This is a genomic window from Clostridium autoethanogenum DSM 10061, from assembly GCF_001484725.1.
GTDB classification, from domain to species: Bacteria; Bacillota; Clostridia; order Clostridiales; family Clostridiaceae; genus Clostridium_B; species Clostridium_B ljungdahlii.
On the sequence record NZ_CP012395.1, the window covers coordinates 1,375,874 to 1,396,230 of the forward strand.

At 29.9% G+C, this 20,357-nt stretch carries 18 protein-coding genes; 4 read left to right on the forward strand and 14 right to left on the reverse strand.

All coding sequences use genetic code 11. The features are described from left to right. Positions 1-98: 98 nt before the first annotated feature. Both CLAU_RS06150 and hflX read right to left on the reverse strand, forming a co-directional pair. Positions 99-995: a nucleotidyltransferase domain-containing protein gene (locus CLAU_RS06150; protein WP_013240018.1), complete on the reverse strand. Its 897-nt coding sequence runs from the start codon at positions 993-995 to the stop codon at positions 99-101. A gap of 155 nt (positions 996-1,150) precedes the next feature. Next, a complete protein-coding gene (hflX, locus tag CLAU_RS06155) occupies positions 1,151-2,938 on the reverse strand; it encodes a GTPase HflX (RefSeq protein ID WP_013240019.1) in 1,788 nt (595 codons plus the stop codon). Positions 2,939-3,246: 308 nt separating this feature from the next. Here hflX and hpt point away from each other — a divergent pair, with 308 nt between their 5' ends. After that, entirely contained in the window at positions 3,247-3,768 is a 522-nt protein-coding gene (gene hpt, locus CLAU_RS06160; protein ID WP_013240020.1) for a hypoxanthine phosphoribosyltransferase, read from the forward strand. A gap of 51 nt (positions 3,769-3,819) precedes the next feature. Here hpt and yunB read toward each other — a convergent pair whose 3' ends face one another. Further along, a complete protein-coding gene (gene yunB, locus CLAU_RS06165; RefSeq protein ID WP_023162186.1) occupies positions 3,820-4,533 on the reverse strand; it encodes a sporulation protein YunB in 714 nt (237 codons plus the stop codon). Between the two features lie 81 nt (positions 4,534-4,614). Here yunB and CLAU_RS06170 point away from each other — a divergent pair, with 81 nt between their 5' ends. Beyond that, entirely contained in the window at positions 4,615-6,966 is a 2,352-nt protein-coding gene (locus CLAU_RS06170) for a transglycosylase domain-containing protein (RefSeq protein WP_013240022.1), read from the forward strand. Between the two features lie 77 nt (positions 6,967-7,043). Here CLAU_RS06170 and sigF read toward each other — a convergent pair whose 3' ends face one another. The 4 genes from sigF to CLAU_RS06190 form a co-directional block, all read right to left on the reverse strand. Next, complete coding sequence (sigF, locus tag CLAU_RS06175) at positions 7,044-7,799, reverse strand: RNA polymerase sporulation sigma factor SigF (protein ID WP_013240023.1); 756 nt, start codon at positions 7,797-7,799, stop codon at positions 7,044-7,046. 9 nt (positions 7,800-7,808) lie between these two features. Beyond that, complete coding sequence (spoIIAB, locus tag CLAU_RS06180; RefSeq protein ID WP_013240024.1) at positions 7,809-8,237, reverse strand: anti-sigma F factor; 429 nt, start codon at positions 8,235-8,237, stop codon at positions 7,809-7,811. A 14-nt stretch (positions 8,238-8,251) separates the two neighbouring features. After that, positions 8,252-8,587: an anti-sigma F factor antagonist gene (gene spoIIAA / locus CLAU_RS06185; protein WP_013240025.1), complete on the reverse strand. Its 336-nt coding sequence runs from the start codon at positions 8,585-8,587 to the stop codon at positions 8,252-8,254. Positions 8,588-9,024: 437 nt separating this feature from the next. Continuing rightward, entirely contained in the window at positions 9,025-10,788 is a 1,764-nt protein-coding gene (locus tag CLAU_RS06190; protein WP_013240026.1) for an Eco57I restriction-modification methylase domain-containing protein, read from the reverse strand. Positions 10,789-10,942: 154 nt separating this feature from the next. Here CLAU_RS06190 and pdaA point away from each other — a divergent pair, with 154 nt between their 5' ends. Together pdaA and CLAU_RS06200 are read left to right on the forward strand one after the other, a co-directional pair. After that, a complete protein-coding gene (gene pdaA, locus CLAU_RS06195; protein ID WP_013240027.1) occupies positions 10,943-11,809 on the forward strand; it encodes a delta-lactam-biosynthetic de-N-acetylase in 867 nt (288 codons plus the stop codon). Between the two features lie 135 nt (positions 11,810-11,944). Further along, positions 11,945-12,358, forward strand: coding sequence for an RrF2 family transcriptional regulator (locus CLAU_RS06200; protein WP_013240028.1), 414 nt, complete (start codon positions 11,945-11,947; stop codon positions 12,356-12,358). 65 nt (positions 12,359-12,423) lie between these two features. Here CLAU_RS06200 and CLAU_RS06205 read toward each other — a convergent pair whose 3' ends face one another. The 7 genes from CLAU_RS06205 to wecB form a co-directional block, all read right to left on the reverse strand. Then, positions 12,424-13,137: a WecB/TagA/CpsF family glycosyltransferase gene (locus CLAU_RS06205; RefSeq protein WP_013240029.1), complete on the reverse strand. Its 714-nt coding sequence runs from the start codon at positions 13,135-13,137 to the stop codon at positions 12,424-12,426. 1 nt (position 13,138) lies between these two features. Then, positions 13,139-13,792: a sugar transferase gene (locus CLAU_RS06210; RefSeq protein ID WP_013240030.1), complete on the reverse strand. Its 654-nt coding sequence runs from the start codon at positions 13,790-13,792 to the stop codon at positions 13,139-13,141. Between the two features lie 105 nt (positions 13,793-13,897). Then, the gene (locus CLAU_RS06215) at positions 13,898-14,905 is read right to left on the reverse strand and encodes an acyltransferase (protein ID WP_013240031.1); all 1,008 of its coding nucleotides are present in this window, start codon (positions 14,903-14,905) and stop codon (positions 13,898-13,900) included. Positions 14,906-14,930: 25 nt separating this feature from the next. Beyond that, positions 14,931-16,481 carry a murein biosynthesis integral membrane protein MurJ gene (murJ, locus tag CLAU_RS06220; RefSeq protein WP_013240032.1) on the reverse strand — a complete coding sequence of 517 codons (1,551 nt, stop codon included), beginning with the start codon at positions 16,479-16,481 and terminating at the stop codon, positions 14,931-14,933. A gap of 14 nt (positions 16,482-16,495) precedes the next feature. After that, positions 16,496-17,599 carry a glycosyltransferase gene (locus tag CLAU_RS06225; RefSeq protein ID WP_013240033.1) on the reverse strand — a complete coding sequence of 368 codons (1,104 nt, stop codon included), beginning with the start codon at positions 17,597-17,599 and terminating at the stop codon, positions 16,496-16,498. 395 nt (positions 17,600-17,994) lie between these two features. Then, on the reverse strand, positions 17,995-19,254 hold the full coding sequence (locus CLAU_RS06230; RefSeq protein ID WP_013240034.1) for an O-antigen ligase family protein: 1,260 nt from the start codon (positions 19,252-19,254) through the stop codon (positions 17,995-17,997). A gap of 34 nt (positions 19,255-19,288) precedes the next feature. Next, positions 19,289-20,341: a non-hydrolyzing UDP-N-acetylglucosamine 2-epimerase gene (gene wecB / locus CLAU_RS06235; protein ID WP_013240035.1), complete on the reverse strand. Its 1,053-nt coding sequence runs from the start codon at positions 20,339-20,341 to the stop codon at positions 19,289-19,291. Positions 20,342-20,357: the final 16 nt, after the last annotated feature.

Here is a 20,357-nt window from a genome sequence, read left to right on the forward strand (position 1 = left end):
TTAATTGTCAACTGTCAATTATCACAAAACATTCCTAGTGCTAAATTCTATTTTATAACAATAACTGCATTATGTTAATACAAATTTAATTTATCCAATTAAATAAAATATACATTTTCCTTAAATAATACAGTTCCATCCTTTAACTTATAGTTTCTCGTTTCTTTTTTAAGTATATTTCTTTCCCATAACTTATTTAATATTTCTTCCATATTTATATTGTAATGATAAAATAACTCATCATTTTTTATATCTTCTGAACTTAAAAAACAATCCTTTTCTCTCATATAATTTAATAATAACTTAGTCGTATTTCTTATATCTCTATTTACATTTTCTGTTAAATAATCTATAGTACTATTTATAGAATCAACTACATTTTCATTTTTAAAAAATAATTTGTCTACACATTTTTTAAAGTTGTCATTTAAATTCATAGAAATAGTCATAGAATCTTTACTTATCATATGTCCTGAAGAATTTACATATAATCTGGAAAACTCTTCAACAGAACGTACTGCAGCAATATATGCAGTATATACATTGTCATTTTGAAGATATTTTTTACATATACCCATACTTTTAAATAACTCTCCAATATAGTACATATTCCATCTTTCTCTATCTAAATCTGAATAATATCTTCCAGTATCATATTTTGAAGTTATTTCCTTATCCTTTGAAAATACCAGTCTGGATGAAGATATTATTCTAGATATAAATCCACCCTTTAAATTTTTTTCAGGCATCTGCAGGAAGTTACTCTTGCTTACAAGTTTAACATGAATTTGAATTCCCTTTTCTTCAGTGTATATGTTTTTAATACTGCCCCTTTTATTATCAAACACTACAAGTAAGTCGATATCAGATTCATCCCACAAATCGCCAGTGACCATACTCCCAAAAACCATAACTGCAAGGACAAAATCATTTGCTTTAAGTCTATCAATGGTACTGTTAAAAGCCTTTTGATATTGTAATATAGTTTTTTCCAATTTAGTCTCCCCCTTTTGGACTTTATGAACTTGAATTTCTATATATTATATAATATATTTTTATAAAAATTCAATGGTAAAATTATTTTTTTGCTATTTTACCAAAAAAGAGCATCTAATATTTTCATACTAATACTCTCTTTTTTAATATCCAATTATTTTGGGTTAATTATGAACTTCTTAAATTTATTGTATGTTTTTTCATCTACAAGTGCATTTACATAGGTGCCATCTTCCCTATAATCTTCATTCTTTACCTTACAATATTTATGAATAAATGACACTGCAGACTGTTCTGTATAAGGAATTAAATATTCTGCTTTTTTTATATTATGAGGAAGCATTTCCAATACTCTTTTCAAGAGCTCATCTAAATTTGTACCATATTTAGCTGATATAAATATTGCATTTGAATTTTTGTATCTATCTTTTATACCGCTCAATTTAGTATCTTCTAATTTATCAATTTTGTTTAATACGATAAGTACAGGTTTATCATTTACGTCAAGTTCGCTCAGCACTTCATTTACTGCATCTATCTGTTCTTCTGCATAATCGGATGATGCATCTACTACATGTAATAATAAATCAGCATATTGTACTTCTTCTAAGGTAGATTTAAATGCTTCTACCAGATCATGGGGAAGTTTTTTTATAAAACCTACAGTGTCTGTCACTGCAATTGTTCTACCATCTTCCAATTCCACAGCCCTAGTAGTAGTGTCCAAAGTAGCAAATAACATATCTGCTTCAAATACCTTTTCTTTATTTACATTTTCTCTAGTGACAGCTACTTCACACAACTTATTTCTTAAAGTAGATTTACCCGAATTAGTATACCCCACCAGTGATACCTTATTTATCTCATCTCTCTTCTTTCTTTGAGTTTTTCTAACCTGCTTTATTTTCTTCAGTTCTTTACTAATTTCATATATCTTTTCTCTTATATGTCTTCTATCGGTTTCCAACTTCTTTTCACCAGGTCCTCTAGTACCTATTCCTCCTCCAGTCCTTGAAAGAACTATACCGAGTCCTGAAAGCCTAGCTAACCTGTATTTTAGCTGTGCAAGTTCCACCTGTAACTTAGATTCCTTACTCCTTGCCCTTGAAGCAAATATATGAAGTATGAGAGTAGTTCTATCTATTACTTTTATTCCTAGGTTTTCTTCTAAGTTTCTAACTTGAGAACCAGATAATTCATCATCAAAAATTACTATATTTGCACCACTGAGCTGTGCAATTAATGCTATCTCACTTACTTTTCCCTTTCCTACATAAAAAGCAGTATCTATAGTGTCTCTTTTTTGAAGTATTTTTTCTAACACATTAACATTACAGGCTTTTGCCAGTTCTTTTAATTCATCCAAGCTGTCTTCAGTATCTGTGCCCACAAGTAATGCTCTCTCTCCTGCTTCCTGCAGCACATATTCATCATTCATCGACTTTTCTATTTCATTTACTTTTTGTACTATATTAAAGTTAACTGCGTCCTCTAAAGTAAGCTTTTCTGAAACTTCACTTATAACTTCTCCATCTTTTACCTTACAAAATCCTATGGTAATACCCGTAATTCCATCCTTGTCAACCCCTATAGCCGCTATACAGTCTAATCTTAATTTTACTAAAGCTGAAATATCAATTTCGGAAAGTCTTGAATCTCCATTAGGATGGGTATGTACTATCCTAATACCACAGAGTTTATTTTGGTTTCCCTCAATTTCAGTAATACTCACAGTACTACTATCTCCAACAGATATGCTTACGATTATTCCTCTTTTATCAATTGCCAGGCTTAATTCTCTATTTAAATAAGTAGTAATTCTAGAAAGCACTTCTACAATTTCCCTGCTGCATATGCTTTCTTTTGAAACTCTTATATCATAAATCTTTTCCAATTCATCTAATGTCGAATTTTTTATTCCTTCTGTATTTCCATATATCAAAATATCATCTCCATATCTATCAATTCACAGTTTACAATTTCAGTAGGTTTTCTATTACAACAGAAAATAGTCCTTAATTGTGAATTGTTCATTATAAATTGATCACTTCATATTATTTTTATATTAAATTAAAATTTTGTATGCACAAAAATTGAGTTTATAGCTATCGTATAATTCTATACTAAATAAAAAACATTGTAAACACATTACTTCATGTCATTGAAAATTTTCAGAAATCTTGTTAATATTGATAATATAATTTTATATTATGGCAATCATTAATTTAATATACACCATGGAGGAATATTATGGAAAACAAATCGAAAAACATATTGATATCCCAAGAACGAATTGGAAAGAGGATAGAAGAAGTAGGTAAAATAATAACCACTAAATATAAAGATAAAAATTTATATGTATTATCCCTTTTAAGAGGAAGTTTTATATTTACAGCAGATTTAGTAAGACAAATAAAGCTTCCTGTAAAAATAGGATTTATGACAACTTCAAGTTATGGAAATTCTGAAACATCATCTGGTGAAATAAAAATTGTAAATGATATATTAGACGACCTGAAAGGGTATGATGTTTTAATTGTAGATGACATAACAGATACAGGTATTACTATGGACTTTGCTATAGACCATGTAAAATCTCTAGGTGCTTCCAGTGTAAAATGCTGCGTTCTTCTAGACAAACCTGACAGAAGAAAAATTTCATTGACCCCAGATTTTTGTTGTTTCGAGATTCCCGATGTATTTGTTGCAGGTTATGGATTAAATTATGGAGATTATTATCGGAATGTACCTTACATATTTAACTGGGAATAATTTTGTTTAAATAATGGCAAAGCTCTTTTTAACATTGAGCTTTGCCATTATTTAATTACCGGATTTTAACTTAACTCCAGTTTTATCAAGACCTAAATCTATGGCTGTTTCTGGTACTTTTCCCACTATAATTGTTTCTGATATGGGCACTTCATTTTTTACTTGTATATCCTCACTTCCAAAAGGAATCATCACCCTCATGTTTGTCTTTACCTGTACACTTATTTTATGTCTAGCTTGATTTATACCTGCACTTTCAAAGCTTGACAAATATTTAGTCTCTATGTAACCTATAGGCTGCATCCTAATTGTAATGCTAGGTCCAAAAAACGCTAGCAAATTGTTTTTCATTATATATCCCATAGGAATCTTCAAACCAACTTTTCCTACATTTCTTAGCTTGTTTTGGGATTCCAATGCCACATCGCAAGCTATTTTATTCATTTTTAGTGTATCTGCTCTAACCATAACTATATTATCTTCCTTATCTTTTTCCACCTGTATAATATCTTTATAAGTAAATTGTTTTGAATACTCCTGCATTATAACTGAGTTTATAGTTTGTGTAACTACAGCTCTTATTTCTACATCTGAAGCTGTAATTATAGCAGGAGTTATCCTTGAATTTACAAAATAAAGACACATTACTGTGGATATAGTTATAACAGATATTATTAATATAATTTTGATTTTCTTAATGGGAACTTTAAATTTTTTTATCTCTTCCACATCCTTATGATTTGATACATAATATATATATGACAATAACTTCGTGTATTTACCTAAAGATTTAATTTATGTTATAATAATTTAAAAAATGTACACTTCAAAATAAGGAGGAAATTTATGGTCAAAAAGCGTAAAAAGGCTCGAAAAAAGGTTTTTAAACATGGAGCTGCAATTTTATGTGGATTATTAGCATTGGTATTTGCTGCAGCATTGGGTTTAACTGCAGCTGTTATAAAAAATTCTCCTCCACTAGACATAAGCCAAATATCGAATTTAAACGAACCTTCCGTTCTATATGATGATAAAAATAATTCAATGGACGTACTAGTTACCCCACAGCAAAGGACGGTAATACCTTTTAGCAGTATGCCCCAAAATTTAAAAAATGCTTTCGTAAGTATAGAAGATGAACGATTTTATAAACATAAAGGCATAGACTTAAAAAGACTCATAGGTGTAGTATTTATAGATATTAAAAGCAAATTTAGTGGAAATACTGGAATTCAAGGTGCATCTACCATAACCCAACAATTAGTTAGAAATATATATTTATCTTCTCAAATATCTTATAAGAGAAAAATGCAAGAAATATATCTTTCCTTAAAACTTGAAAAGAAATTGAGTAAAACTCAAATACTTGAGGCTTACATGAATACAATTTATTTAGGAGGAAGAGCATTAGGTGTTGAAGCTGCTGCTAAACAGTACTTTGGCAAATCAGCAAAAGATTTAAACTTAATTGAATGTGCTTTTATTGCAGGTATGCCTCAAAGTCCTTCTGTATATTATCCTTATTCTCCTACAGCTAAAAAAAATCCATCTATATATTTAAACAGAACTACTACTGTAGTAAAAAAAATGTATGAGAATGGATATATATCAAAGGATCAGTACACAACTGCTGTAAATGACATTGCAAATGGTAAACTGGATATAATGTCTCAACCTACTGTAAATAATGGATATAACAATGAATGGTTTACTGTACCTGTTATAAATGCAGTAAAAAAAGATCTAAAATCTAAATACAAATATACAGATGAACAGATTGAGAATTTACTTATGTATGGTGGTTTAAAAATACATACTACTATGAATAAAGACCTACAGGAAAAAACTGAAAACACCTTAAATAGCGACAGTATTTTTAATTCTTCATCTCCAGATAAAAATGGAATAGTTCAACCTCAGGCTTCTGCTGTAGTCATGAATTATCATACAGGTGAGGTAAAGGCGCTAGTTGGTGGAAGGGGAAGCCAGCCAGCCAGATCTTTCAATAGAGCTGCATCTGAAAAATATTTAAGGCCTTCTGGTTCCAGTATAAAACCTTTAACTGTATACAGTCCTGCTGTAGATTCACAACAATTTACTGCAGCTTCTACAGTAGATTCTTCTCCATTATCACCTGAACTTGCCAATAAATATGCTTCTAATGGAGAACCTTATAACCCTAAAAATGATGAAGATACTGATTTCGGAACTGTAACTTTAAGAACTGCCTTAACTAAATCCTTAAATACGGTAGCCGTTAAAGTAGAAGATAGAATGGGTTTAAAAACTGGAGCTGATTATGCAGAAAAATTTGGTATAACTTTAGACGAGCATGATAGATCCAGTATAGCAGCACTTTCCCTTGGAGAGCTCCATCACGGTACAAATACACTTTTGATGTCTGCTGCCTATGGGACTTTTGGAAATTCTGGAAAATACACTACTCCAAAACTTTACACTACAGTAGTAAATAGAAATGGTACAGTTTTACTTGATAATAAAACTCAAACTAAAAAAGCACTTTCTCCACAAAGTGCCTATGTGCTATATCAAATGTTAAAAGGCCCTGTAAGTGCAGAAGGAACTGGTAGCAATGCTAACTTAGGAGATATGCCTGTAAGTGGTAAAACAGGTACTTCTGAGGATAGAAAAGACCTGTGGTTTGTAGGACTAACCCCTTATTATTCCGCTGCAGTGTGGATTGGTAATGATGATGATTCTGTATTAGATGGCTCCTTAAGCAGTAATTCTGCAGCCCAACTTTGGGCTAATATAATGTCTCCTTTCCATCAAGGTTTAGAGGCAAAAGATATTGAAATGCCAGATGGAGTTGTAACTTCTCCTATATGTTCTAAATCAGGAAAACTTCCTGTTTCAGATTGTCATACAGATCCTACAGGTAATAAAGTTTATACTGAATATTTTATAGATGGAACAGTTCCCTCAGATTATTGTAATGTATCTCATTCATGGAATGCACTTGATAACTTACCTGAGAATAAAAGCAAAAAAAATAATGCTTCTAATAAAAATAACTGGAATTCTGATAGTAATACAAATGATAATCCTAATAATACTAATACAAACACTAATACAACTACTGATACAAACACTAAAGATAAAAAAGACACTACCAACGATGAAAACTCAAAGGATGTTAATAATTTACCTACTACAATTCCTAGTACAGGAAATTAACTTTATACTGATTTAATTTAAAGGGGATGTTCAAAGCAATTTAAAAAATTGCTTTGAACATCCCCTTTTATCTGATGTTAACCTGTTAAAATTTCTCTCATAGTTTTTAACACTTTTTTTTCAATTCTAGAAACCTGTACTTGATTTATACCTAGCATCTTTGCTACCTGTACCTGAGTTTTATCTTTAAAATATCTCAGCATTATAATTTGTCTCGATTTCACATCTAAATTGTTCAAAGCTTCTTTAAGTGCAATTTTATCCACCATCTCTACATCTTCCTTTGGATTTTCACTTATCTTATCTATCAAAAGCACTGGTGAACCATCATCTTGATGTATAGTATCATACAGATACTGCAAACTGCTAGCAGATTCTGTGGCAAAAATCAGTTCTTCTACTTCTACTCCAGAATACTCTGCTAATTCCTGTATTGTAGGTTCTCTATTTAATTTTTTAGTAAGTGCTTCTCTGTCATAGTGGATTTTTTTTGCAGTATTTTTTACACTTCTGCTTACTTTTATCATTCCGTCATCCCTTAAGAAGCGCTTTATTTCCCCTAATATCATGGGTACAGCATATGTAGAAAATTTTACATTGTATTCTTCATTGAAATTATTTACTGCTTTCATAAGTCCCATACAACCTATTTGAAATATATCTTCATACTCGTATCCCCTATTTAGAAATTTTTTACTTATAGATGCCACTAATGGTAAATTCAATTCTACCAATTTATTTAGGGCATCTTTATCTCCTTTTTTTGCATATTTAATCAATTCCAAATTATCATTATAACTATATTTTAATTTTTTTGCTGTTTCCTCACTCATACTATTCACCTAACTTAATGAATTAAAAACTTTTTTCATAGTTAATCTTGTCCCTTTGTTTTTTTCAGATTCTACTTTAAGGGAGTCCATAAAAGTTTCCATTACAGTAAATCCCATACCTGATCTCTCAAGATCAGGTCTTGAAGTATAAAGGGGTTGTCTAGCGAGTTCTATATTTTCTATACCTACACCTTGGTCTTCTACTATCAACGTAAGTTCTTTTTCTTTAATAAAGGCTTGAATTTTAACTACACCTTCTTTATTTTCATAGCCATGAATAATAGAGTTTGTAACTGCCTCTGAAACTGCAGTTTTTACATCTGCCAATTCCTCCACTGTAGGATCAAGTTGTGACACAAAAGCTGCTACTGAGACCCTGGCAAAGCTTTCATTTTGTGATTTACTAATAAACTCTATTTTCATACTGTTATCGTACATAATTTATCCCCCCATTAAATATTCTGAAGTGCTTCCGCAACGCTGTCATAAAGTCCTATAATTTTAAACATACCTGAAAGTTCAAATACTCTTTTTACTGAATTGATTGCGCCTACAATACATACGCTGCCATCTGCAGAATTTAATTTTTTATACCTTCCTATTACCACCCCTATTCCAGAGCTATCCATAAAGCTTACTCCTGAGAAATCCATTATCAACTTGTTTAAACTCTCTCTATCCAATCTGTCATCTATTTTATTTCTGACTTCTTCTGCACTATGATGATCTAGTTCTCCTCTCATATAAACTATAAGTTTATTGTCCTTTACATTAAATTCCAAATTCATATATTATCTAAAGCTCTACTAAAGCTATACTAAATAAGGTACCTGCCATATATAGCCTCAGCGTTAAAATCTCAATTTTAACTTTAATTTACCATATAACAATAAAGGCGTATTGTTATATGACTGAAATTCATACTAAGAATTTTAGTCATATGCATAAATAATGCATAGTCCGAGCCAGACACTTTTACCCCCCTTCTTTCATTTTTAATCTAGAGTTACAATAAACCAAAAATGTGTACATATAGTTGTAATTTTTAATTAGTAACCCTCCGTAAAGTCAAAACCTGTACTTTAATACTATTCTCCATTTGGAATAATTTTCCTTCTTTTTTTATTAGTAATTTTACTATTTATTTTTACCACCTATTATGTTTTTAAACACATATTGATAATTTTTTTAGTAAAATTTAAAAAGATAATTACCAAATATGAACTCAGCAATTATCTTTTATCTTTTCTACAATCTCAATTTCCTTATCTGTCAGTCCAAAAAAATCATACAGCTTTTTTTCTATATTATTTTCTCCTCCAAAATCAATAGAAGGAATACACAATTTCATTAGATTATTAGGGTAATACTCATATAGATTTTCTCCTAATTTTTTTGCGAAAGTTTTAAAGTAAAATTCATACAAAGGACTGTTTAATATATTTAAAAGTATTTCATAGGTAAAAGGTACATTTTTTTTTAATACTAAGGAATATATATCTGCACTAAAATAGCTTCCCTTGTCAAGAGCAAATCTATTGTCACAGGACTTGTATGGGAACACAATTTTCTTTTCTTCAAAAATTTCCGGTTTTCTCCCCCATTGAAGTTCATACCACTTTCTTGTTCCTTTTTTACATTCTCTTCTTTCCATAAGCCTTTTTTTGTACTGCTCTATATACTTTATAGCATTAGGACATTCTGTTTCATTTTCTATTAAATTTGAGTATATAATAAATTTTTCACCTTTAATTACTTCGTTTTTTCGTATATGGCTACTTTTTATCCAGGGTTTTATTAACCTTAATTCAATTTTTCTACTATTTATTATGTCTCTATCAACTATAAAAGCCCTATCACATCCCGTTATTATACCCTGACAACTATGGCATATATCCTTTAAAATAAATTTACTTTTTTCTTTTATTTTATCTATTATATTTTTCTCAACTTCGTCAACAAATACCCATCCATCATTATTTATAGACTTTTGAGAAATAGAAAACTTTTTGCATTTTTCAGATTTATCTAAAAACAAGGAATCAAGAAATTTATTTTTTTCATTTTTTTCAATTTTATTGGGTCTTATGATTTCTATATTATTGTTCCAATTTTTTGTTCTTACTAAAAATATTATCATTGGGTCTATACCTACTCTTTTAAAAGGTCTTATACCATAAAAATCTATAATTTTATAAATAGAGGTATTTTCAATTAAAAACTTTCTAAGTTCTTTTCCGCTGCAAGATTCACAAAAATACCTAGAAGTAACAAAAACCAGTTTTCCTCCCTCCTTTAAACACTTTAATGATTTTTGAAAAAAACAGTAGGATATGTCTCCTTTGTCTCTATATATACTTCCATATATTTTTCTTAAAACATATGAATAACTAGAATCTACAGATTTATGTCCTATATACGGAGGATTTCCTATAAACACATCATATTTTCTATCTATATTTTCCACTAGAAAATCCTTTACTTGAAAATTTTTTTCACTAAACTGATTGCTAATCAAAAATAAGTCTATTTTTAAAACTTTTATTGCAGTTTCATCTATATCAAATCCAAATAGATTGTTACGTACTATATGGTAACTTATATCTTCTAGTTTCAAATTTAAATTGTTTTTACTATTTATAACTTCAATATTCTTAATAAATATTCGATTTAAATATAGAAAGCACTTACAAATTAAATTCCCAGATCCACAGGAAGGATCTATTATTTTTATAAATGGATTTCCAATTACATCATTGACATTTATCAAGTTTTTAACCATAAATGCTGCCATTTCCGGAGGAGTATACACTACTCCATTTTTTCCATTCATAATTTTCTGTTTATAGTATTCTTCTGAAAAGCTAATTTCTTTCTTCATATTAGATTTTTGCTTATAAGTTTCTATAAAATGCATCTTCTCTTCTACATCTATATTTTTTTTAATAAAATTGTAAATTTGTTCAACATCTTCAATAAAACTGTTCATATTTTTGTCTCCATACTCAATATATGCATTACAGGGAAACATCGCTATACAACGTTTCCCTGCTATAATTTTCTTACAATCTCTATTAATCTCAAGTATAAATTATTAAATTAAGTATACCATAAAATATATCTTATAAGGTAGGTGATTATATTTGAATAAAAAGTTTGTGTCCATATTTCTCCTATGTACAATTTTTCTATGTCCTTATAGTGTTAAAGGCTACCAGGTAGGAAAAATTACTTTAACAAATACAAAAAGCATAACTACTCTAGATGATAATAATGCTCCTTCTAGGTTAAAAAATCTAAACACTCAAAACTTAGATAGAAGAGAAAAAAATTGGTTTTTCAAGCCTAATAATTCTGGTATGCCTTCAGAGGAACCTGCAGATATACTAAAACTCTTAAACAAATACTCTGGATATTATTTAGGAGATACTTCAAAAAAAATACTTTATCTTACTTTTGACGAAGGTTATGAAAACGGATATACTGCTAAGATGTTAGATATATTAAAATCCAACAATGTTAAGGCCGCTTTCTTTGTTACTACCCCTTATATAAAAGATAATGCGGAACTTGTAAAAAGAATGGTAAATGAAGGGCACCTAGTATGCAATCATTCAGAAAAACATCCTTCAATGGCAGATGCTGCAAAAGATCCTATAAGATTTGAAAGAGAATTTACAGTAACAGAAAATACTTATAAAGAAATTACAGGTAAAGAAATGCCTAAATTCTTTAGACCTCCTATGGGAAAATACAGTGAATTATCCTTATTCTATACCAAGCAATTAGGATACAAAACCATATTTTGGAGTTTTGCCTACAATGATTGGAATAGACAAAAACAGCCTTCACCTGTGGAAGCAAAAAAAATGATAAGTCGCAGGACTCATAATGGAGCCATTATTTTACTTCACGCAGTATCAAAAACAAACTCTGAAATACTGGATTCACTTATAAAAGACTGGAAAAATAAAGGGTATGTTTTAGAGGGTTTGGATAAATTGCCTTAAAAATATCTTTTCTAACTATATTATACTTTATAATGTTCTGTAAATTAGGTATAATTAACTTGTATATAACTGTATGTTATACCTAATTTACATTATTTTGAACTAGGTAAATATATTTATGTTTGGGGAGATATTATGAAAATTACACAGGAATCAGATTATGGATTTAGAGTTGTACTTTATTTGTCAAATTTGGGGTACGGTAAAAAAATTGAAGCCAAAACCATAGCTAAAGATCAAAATGTGCCTCTAAGATTTCTTCTTAAACTTTTAAGAAAACTGACTCAAGCGGGTATAGTAAAATCCTTCAGAGGAGTTAATGGAGGCTATGCTTTAAATCGTATGCCTGAAGATATTACTTTAAGAAATATTATTGAGGCTATAGATGGGCCTATTTACTTAAACAGATGCCTATACGATACGGAGCATTGCAATGCCCATAAAAAAGGACATTGTGGTGTGCACAATGCTCTTTCAAAGGTACAGGGTACTCTAATTAACGAACTAGAGAGTATTAATTTTAAAGATATAATGGAAGATAAAATTTAAAATTTTAAGGCCATTGATAACTAAGTATCACACAGCCTTAAATATAAGTTTTCATAATTTAACATTTACTTTTTATTATATTCTGCAACCTTTAATAAAAACTTGGGTATAGAAGAAAGTCTCTTTATTCTATAAGGTTCCTTGCAAACTCTGTACAACCATTCAAGTCCTAGTTCTATCATCCATTTTGGAGCCCTTTTAATTTTTCCCGCCAAAACATCAAAGCTTCCTCCTACACCCATATACACCCTACATGGAAGTATGTCCATATTCCTTGCTATAAATATATCCTGTTTGGGAGCACCCATAGCTACAAAAAGTGCATAAGCATTGCTTTTCTTTATATCGCACACTATATCTTCGCAATGTTCTAGATCAAAATATCCATTATGACTTCCGGCTATGTTAATCTTAGGATACTTCCGTTTTAGATTTTCTTTGCATCCTTCAAGTATTTCCTGCTTAGCCCCTAAAAGATATATAGGTTTATTTTCCCTACTACATTTTTTTATTACTTCTTCCATTATTTCTATACCTGCTATTTTTTCTTTTATAGGCACTTTCACTATTTTAGAAGCCAAAAGTGTTCCAATTCCATCTGGAATTATTACACTTCGACTTGCCGTAAAACTAGTCAATAGTAAATTATCTTTTAGTCCATTATAGAGTACTTCTGGATTACCAGAAACTATGTTTACTTTAGAAAACTTCTCTATATACTCCATAAGCTCCATCTTACTTCCATTAAACACATTATATTTTAACAATCTTGTAAACATATTAAAATGCACCTTCACTTTTAAATACAGATGAGACTGTCCTTAGTAAGATTTTTATATCCATCCACAGCGAAAACTTTTTTATATACATTAAATCATAATATACGGTCTTTCCAAGCTCTATTTCTCCTCTTCCGCTTACTTGTGCCAATCCCGTTATTCCTGGTGTTACAAGTAATCTTTGTTTATACGAATCAGGATAAAATTTAACTACATCTGGTATTTCAGGTCTTGGTCCAACCAAGCTCATATTTCCAATAAATACATTAAAAAGTTGTGGAATTTCATCCAAACTTGTTTTTCTTAAAAAAGCTCCTGATCTAGTCACTCTATTATCATTCTTACTTTGAAATACAAAATTTTGCAAATCACCGGGATCAATGTCTAATTCTCTCTTTTTTTCCGCATTTACTACCATAGTTCTAAATTTATATATGGTAAAATTCTTTCCATTCTTACCCACTCTAACCTGTTTGAAAATAGCAGGGCCCTTCGAATCCAATTTAATCCATATAGCCAATATTACAAATACTATGCTAAGTATAATTATTCCTACAAGAGATAATATAAAATCAGCTATTCTCTTGAGAAATAATTGAAAGGATTTACTTTTTATATCTTTATCCACATCTATTTTTATATCTTCTGTCTGCATAATTTTATGATCTGTAAATTTAAACCTACAAATCAGTTACTTCACCTGCCTTATTATATTTTTACTTATTATATCATATTGCATATACTTTATCCGGCTATCTCTTTATAAAAGTTTTTTTATCTCGTTGAGTGCTATGGATCCTATCAATGTAACTGCAAAAGCCTTTACACCAAAGCTTAAATTATCCACATGCACATATCTTCCTATATAATATTGAGTATACAAATATAGTATACCTGCCTGGGATAAATAAATATCATAAGAAGTATTTGATATATATCTTATAATTTTCATAAACAATCCTTTCTTCCATTCAAAACTGAATATGAAAATCACAAAAAATGTAGAATAAAAAATTACTGAGGGACGCTGAAAAGTCGTAATGTAGTCTATACTTTTACCGTACTGATTTCCCGTTATAAAACTATACAGCAGTGTAAAAATTGAAAGTAAAAACATAACACACACTATAGGTCTAATTTTCTTTAATTTCTGGGATATATTATCTAGATTTTTTCCCATATATCCTCCTAATGAGAAATAAAAGATCCAGTAAAATAAATTTTTTTTATTCCAAAACCACTGATCTGGAGTCACTACTTTAAAGTAATAGGTATATATAATAAAAAATGATGTCATTAAAAAACTAAGTAATAGCCACCACTTTTTTTCCATAAATTTGTATATGAAAGGAAATATTATGTAAAGCTCAATAATTAAAGGTACAAAATAAAAGTGATAAAATACATTTCCATATACTATATTGTTTAAATCAGTATGTATGTTAAAGTCCTTAGTTATAATGACTATATATAGTAAGCACCACACTATATACTGTGGTACTACTTTTAAAAATCTTCTAATTATGAATTTAAAATAACCGCATCCTTCTTTATAACTTATAGTGAGTCCCATTCCAGAAATAATTATAAATGCAGGAACAGAAAACCTTGAAAACTGATTCAATATAAAGTTAGCATTGTAAGTCGTAGAATAAGGTGTGCTCCTATACAGTATAGTTGCAGAAACATGTAATACTATTACTGCAACTATAGCAAGTGCTCTTATTACATCCATCTCCAAAACACGTCTTTTTGTAATGTCTGCCACCTTCCTTGTACAAAATATTTAATATCTACCTTGCAATTTTATTCTTAAGTCCATTTATTAGGTTCCTATACTCTTCTAATCCAGTAAAATACAAACATATAAAGTAAACTACACTGCCAAATACAAAAGATATGAAAATCGAAATCATACTTTGCTGCATAATAGATGAAATCTTATTCATACAGAAATTATTTATAACATATATAACTATTCCCATAATAGCAGAAGAACAAACTATTTTAGCAAAACTTAAAACAAGTTTTCTAATATTCATTCCTTCTAACTTTTTATTCAAGTTCCACATCATAAGTAAGGTAGTAATAACTGCAGAGATAGTTGTAGCTAAAGCAAGCCCTGAAACCTTCATATATTTTATTATAATTATATTTATAATTATATTTATAATTATGCCCACAAAACTGTTTGACATAGGGGTTTTTGCATCTTTAACAGAATAAAATGCTTTATTTAAAATATCCCTTACTCCATAGGCAATCATCGCAGGGCAGTAAAATAATAAGGCACTGGAAGTTAAATTTGCAGCTTGTGCTGTAAATGCCCCTCTCCTAAAAATTAAATTTATAAGTGGGTCTCTTAAAATTCCTATAGCCACTGATGCAGGTATCATTATTATCATTATGGTATTTATAGCACTTATAAGGGATTTCTTATACTTCACAACATCCTTTTTAACTGCTAGTTCAGATAAAGTAGGATATACAATCATAGCTATACCTATGGCAAAAACTTCATAAGCCAAGGTACTTACTTTATTTGAATAGTCCAAGACTGTAACTGCTCCAAAATATATATTATTTGCAAAACACCTATTTACAAACAAATTTAATTGAACTACTGAGGTACTTATAACTATAGGTATCATTAGCTTAAACATCTGATGTACATCACTATTTTTAAAGTCCAATATAAATTTATATCTATACTTAAGTTTCCTATACCTTGGCAAATTTATTACAAATTGAGCGAAAAATCCTATTACTGTAGCTACTGCAAATCCCTTTATACCATACCTGGAAGTTAAGAACACTAAATACACTATATAAACTAAGTTAGACACAAATGCCATAGCAGCAGGTTCATAAAACCTTTTATGGGACTGAAGTACTCCTGTAACCACACTCCCTAAAGTTACAAATATAAGTGATAAAAACATTATCCTTATTATTTCAACAGACTGAGCAAATATTACACTGTTGGAAGTAAAACCATGTCCAAAAACATATATTATCTGCTTTGAAAATATTATGAGTACAGCTGTGAGAACTATTGTAAAAAGGGACGCTATGTTTATTACATTGTTTACAAATTTATTTCTCTCACTTATAGTGCTATTTTCGATATGTTCCGAATTAAGCGGTATAAAAGTAGTAGTAAGTCCGTAACTTATAGTAGTTAAAAGGTATACCATACCCAATGCAAAATTATATATATCTGTAACATAGGTAGCTCCAAATTTTGCAGCTATAAGGGAATCCCTTACAAGTGCCAAAACTTTTCCGCCAATTATAAAAAGCATTACTATAATGGAACTTTTTATTAATTTCTTTTCTGCCATATTCTTCACTCCAACTATTTTTCTGAAAGTATTTTAGTATAAGCATTATAATATTTTGTGCAAAAGCTATCTATGGAAAATTTGTCAACTACAGCATCATATAATTTTTCTCCTTTTAGGTATATCTCATTTCTTTCCTCATAAATTTCTCTCATTTTTTTGTATATGTCTTCTACAGAATTAGGATTTATTAATGAAATTAAATTATCACCTAAAACTTTCCCTATGTCTCCTACATCTGGCGCTATGAAATATTTTTTCACTGCTGCACTTTCAAGCAAAGTCATAGGAGGTGCTCCACCTTCACTAAAGGAAGTTAAAATTCCTACTTCACCTGCGTTTGCAAAATCCAGTGCATTGGGTTTATATCCTGTAAATATTACTCTATTCTCTAAATGAAGCTGTGCTACTTTTTGTCTCAGCGTCTCTTCCATAGGCCCATCTCCAACTATCATAAGCTTTGCATCTTTAATTTGCTTTTTCAACATATTAAATGCTTCTATGAGAGATAACTGATTTTTTATAGGATGGCATCTTGCTACATTTACATATACAAAATCATTTTCTAATATATTGTATCTTGCTCGTATACTTTCTCTACTTTCCTTTATAACTCTACTATTAAAATCCATTCCGCTATTTACTACAAATTTCTCTCCTATAAATTTCTGATTACCCAAAAGGCTTTTTATATAATCCGATACACATATATATTGTTTAAAGCTGCCTAACCCTAGTGCACTAAGTGGAGTGAAAAACAGGTATTTAATCCTATTATTTAAAAAATCTCTTCTATAATCACTATGTACTGTGGCTACTGTAGGAACATCTATTTTATTTTTCAAAAAATAGTGCATAAAAAATGCTTTTGCCCCATGAAAGTTTACAAGATCAATATGATTTTCTCTTACATAATCTATTAAGTATCTATCATAGGTGACAGCTCTTTTAAACTTTACTGTATCTATATTCATACTTTTACTTTTATCATAAAGGCCTCCGCCACCTATTGTACCTATAATTGACTGAAATTTATCCTTTGAATAAAAACTCAAATTCAACACATAATTTCCACCGCCGCCTACATCGTTTCCTGATATAACCTGTAGCACCTTCATATCTTTCACCTCCACTTCAAATAACTCCTAAGTGAAAAATTCACTTATACTCCGGATATTTTTACAATCTTCAGCTCATTAAATATTTTGATAAGTCTAAGTATTTAAAAGAGCTTCATTATTGTAAAAACATCCTTTAGTATACAGTAATTTTCAACTTAGTAATTTTACATAATACATGTAAAATAAATTTGAATCATGCTTAGGAATATCTGACAAAATTGAAATCACATTTAAAAACTTTTTTGGTAAGTCTTAGCTCGCATTTTAGAAAATCTTAGAAGCTTATATATGTTTGAGGTACGAGTTCATATAAGCTTCTTTAGATTTTCAAAATACGAGCTTTAGACTTACTAAAAGTTTTTATAGTGATGAAATTTGTCAGTATATTCCCTTTAACTCAAAAACATGCCTTCATTTTTCTTTTCCCTGTACATCATTCCTTGAGATACTGCTAAGAGTATCCAGAAGTAAGTTGTAGTCTTTGGTACAAAGAATAAGTTGTCAACTAAATTCATAACGTAAAAAGCTACCATAGAAGCTAAAAATCCTATGTAAAAATGCTTATAAAATTTATTTTTTGTTGTATCTACAAAAGATTTAACTTTAATTAAAGAAGATAAAAGCAATGCCACAAAGGATACTCCACCTATAATTCCAAGTTCTGTCTCCATTTTTAAATAAGAATTATGGCAGGGCCACTTACTGTAACCATAAAATTTATACTGAGGATATATATTCGTATATTTATCATACAAGCTAACGTAATTCCCATTTCCAACCCCAAATAAAGGATAGTCTTTTATCATCTTTTGTGCAATTTTCCAAAGGTATATTCTAGATTGATTTTGAACCGGGTCATTTATAGCCATTATTCGTTCTCTTATTTCCGGTATAAATAAAGATGCCCCTGCAATTACACAAAGAGGTAGTATAAACTTAAGACTATACATAATCACTAATATAACCATTCCTATTGCCACTCCAACAATAGCATTTCTAGAACCTGTAAATGTTAGATTCAAAAGCATCAAAACTGCCAGCAAGGAATAAAATAACTTTCTTTCCCTTTTCTTTTCATATATAGCTAGCATGATCATTGGAAATATGGCTAATATCAAGAAAGCTGCCAAATTATTAGGATTATCCATAGTAGCAGTTATCTTAAACTTTGTATATCCATAATTTTTGAATTTATCACTAAGTCCAAATCCTGTAAAATTTTGATATATGCCATAGATACATATTATGATATTGGTGCATATATAAGAACCTAAAATTCCATTTAAAAGTTCTTTTCTATTCCATTCATATTTGATCATAAAAAACAATATAATATAGGATATAAATCTAAAGCTTTCACTAAGTGCAAGTTTTTTGTCTGCCGCATAACTTACTGAAACTAACATCATAAGTGCCAGTATGCTCATAAAAACAGTAAGGTAGTTAGTAATGAAATCCCTTATTCCAGAAAAAAACCTAATTCTACATTCTTTTGATGTAAGAAGTTTTACAAAGTATCCAAACAAAATAAGTGCTAGTATACAATCTGCAGGAGGAATATTTATTCTTCCTAGTGCCATCTTATTCGGCAAAAGAGGAAGCAGTACTATATAAGCACAGATCAATACGTACAAAAATCTATCTAAAAACAAAACCTCACCTCCATATCAAATATTTCCAGATAAATTATTTATCTAATATTTCTAGTATTTTTCCAGAAGCGTTTCCATCTCCAAATATATCTTTTTGATCCTTATTAGGTACAAAATTCACTATGCTATCCAATATCTTTTCCTTGTCAGTTCCAACTACTACGTTCCAGCCATTTTTTACGGTTTCTACCCATTCAGTTTCATCTCTCATAGTTATACAAGGTTTTTTCATGAAAAAGGCTTCTTTTTGTACTCCACCGCTGTCTGTTACTATCTTCTCAGAATTCATTTCAAGATTTATCATCTCTAGATATCCCACAGGTTCTATAACCTTTATATTTTCATTAAATTTAAGTCCATAATCTGTCATATATTTTTTAGTTCTAGGATGAAGGGGAAGTATCACTGCTTTATTACATTCATTTAAAGCTTCAACTATATTTTTTAATCTATCTATGTGATTTGTATTCTCAGCTCTATGTATAGTAGTTAGTATATACTCCTTACCCTGAAGCCCAATTTCTTTTATAATCTGATTCTTGTTTTCTGCTAACTTTTTAAAATTAAGTACTGCATCAAACATTACATCTCCTACATTATAAACGCCTTTTGTAATTCCCTCCTTTTTTAAATTTTCCACTGCCGATTCTGTGGGAACAAACAAAAGATTAGATAAATGATCTGTAAGAACTCTATTTTGCTCTTCGGGCATATCCCTGTTAAAACTTCTAAGTCCTGCCTCAACGTGAGCTACAGGAATTAAAAGCTTACTTGCACACAATGCTCCAGCAAGAGTTGAATTTGTATCTCCATATACAAGTACAAAATCTGGCTTTTCCTTTTCATATATCTCTTCTAATTTTATAAGCATCATTCCAGTCTGTCTTCCGTGACTTCCAGAACCCACTTCCAAATTGTAATCTGGTTTTGGTATATTGAGTTCATCAAAAAATACCTTTGACATATTTTCATCATAATGCTGACCCGTATGAACCAATATTTCTGTATGGTGTTTTCTTATTACATTTGATACTGCAGCAGCCTTTATGAATTGAGGCCTTGCCCCTACAACTGTTAATACCTTCATGTTTTTCCTCCCTGCA

What these genes read in the sequence shown, in the direction of transcription:
- hpt (WP_013240020.1), top strand. Translation starts at nt 3,247, where the DNA reads ATGGAAAACAAATCGAAAAACATATTGATATCCCAAGAACGAATTGGA.
- CLAU_RS06170 (WP_013240022.1), top strand. Translation starts at nt 4,615, where the DNA reads ATGGTCAAAAAGCGTAAAAAGGCTCGAAAAAAGGTTTTTAAACATGGA.
- sigF (WP_013240023.1), bottom strand. Translation starts at nt 7,799, where the DNA reads ATGAGTGAGGAAACAGCAAAAAAATTAAAATATAGTTATAATGATAAT.
- spoIIAB (WP_013240024.1), bottom strand. Translation starts at nt 8,237, where the DNA reads ATGTACGATAACAGTATGAAAATAGAGTTTATTAGTAAATCACAAAAT.
- spoIIAA (WP_013240025.1), bottom strand. Translation starts at nt 8,587, where the DNA reads ATGAATTTGGAATTTAATGTAAAGGACAATAAACTTATAGTTTATATG.
- CLAU_RS06190 (WP_013240026.1), bottom strand. Translation starts at nt 10,788, where the DNA reads ATGAACAGTTTTATTGAAGATGTTGAACAAATTTACAATTTTATTAAA.
- CLAU_RS06200 (WP_013240028.1), top strand. Translation starts at nt 11,945, where the DNA reads ATGAAAATTACACAGGAATCAGATTATGGATTTAGAGTTGTACTTTAT.
- CLAU_RS06205 (WP_013240029.1), bottom strand. Translation starts at nt 13,137, where the DNA reads ATGTTTACAAGATTGTTAAAATATAATGTGTTTAATGGAAGTAAGATG.
- CLAU_RS06210 (WP_013240030.1), bottom strand. Translation starts at nt 13,792, where the DNA reads ATGCAGACAGAAGATATAAAAATAGATGTGGATAAAGATATAAAAAGT.
- murJ (WP_013240032.1), bottom strand. Translation starts at nt 16,481, where the DNA reads ATGGCAGAAAAGAAATTAATAAAAAGTTCCATTATAGTAATGCTTTTT.
- CLAU_RS06225 (WP_013240033.1), bottom strand. Translation starts at nt 17,599, where the DNA reads ATGAAGGTGCTACAGGTTATATCAGGAAACGATGTAGGCGGCGGTGGA.
- wecB (WP_013240035.1), bottom strand. Translation starts at nt 20,341, where the DNA reads ATGAAGGTATTAACAGTTGTAGGGGCAAGGCCTCAATTCATAAAGGCT.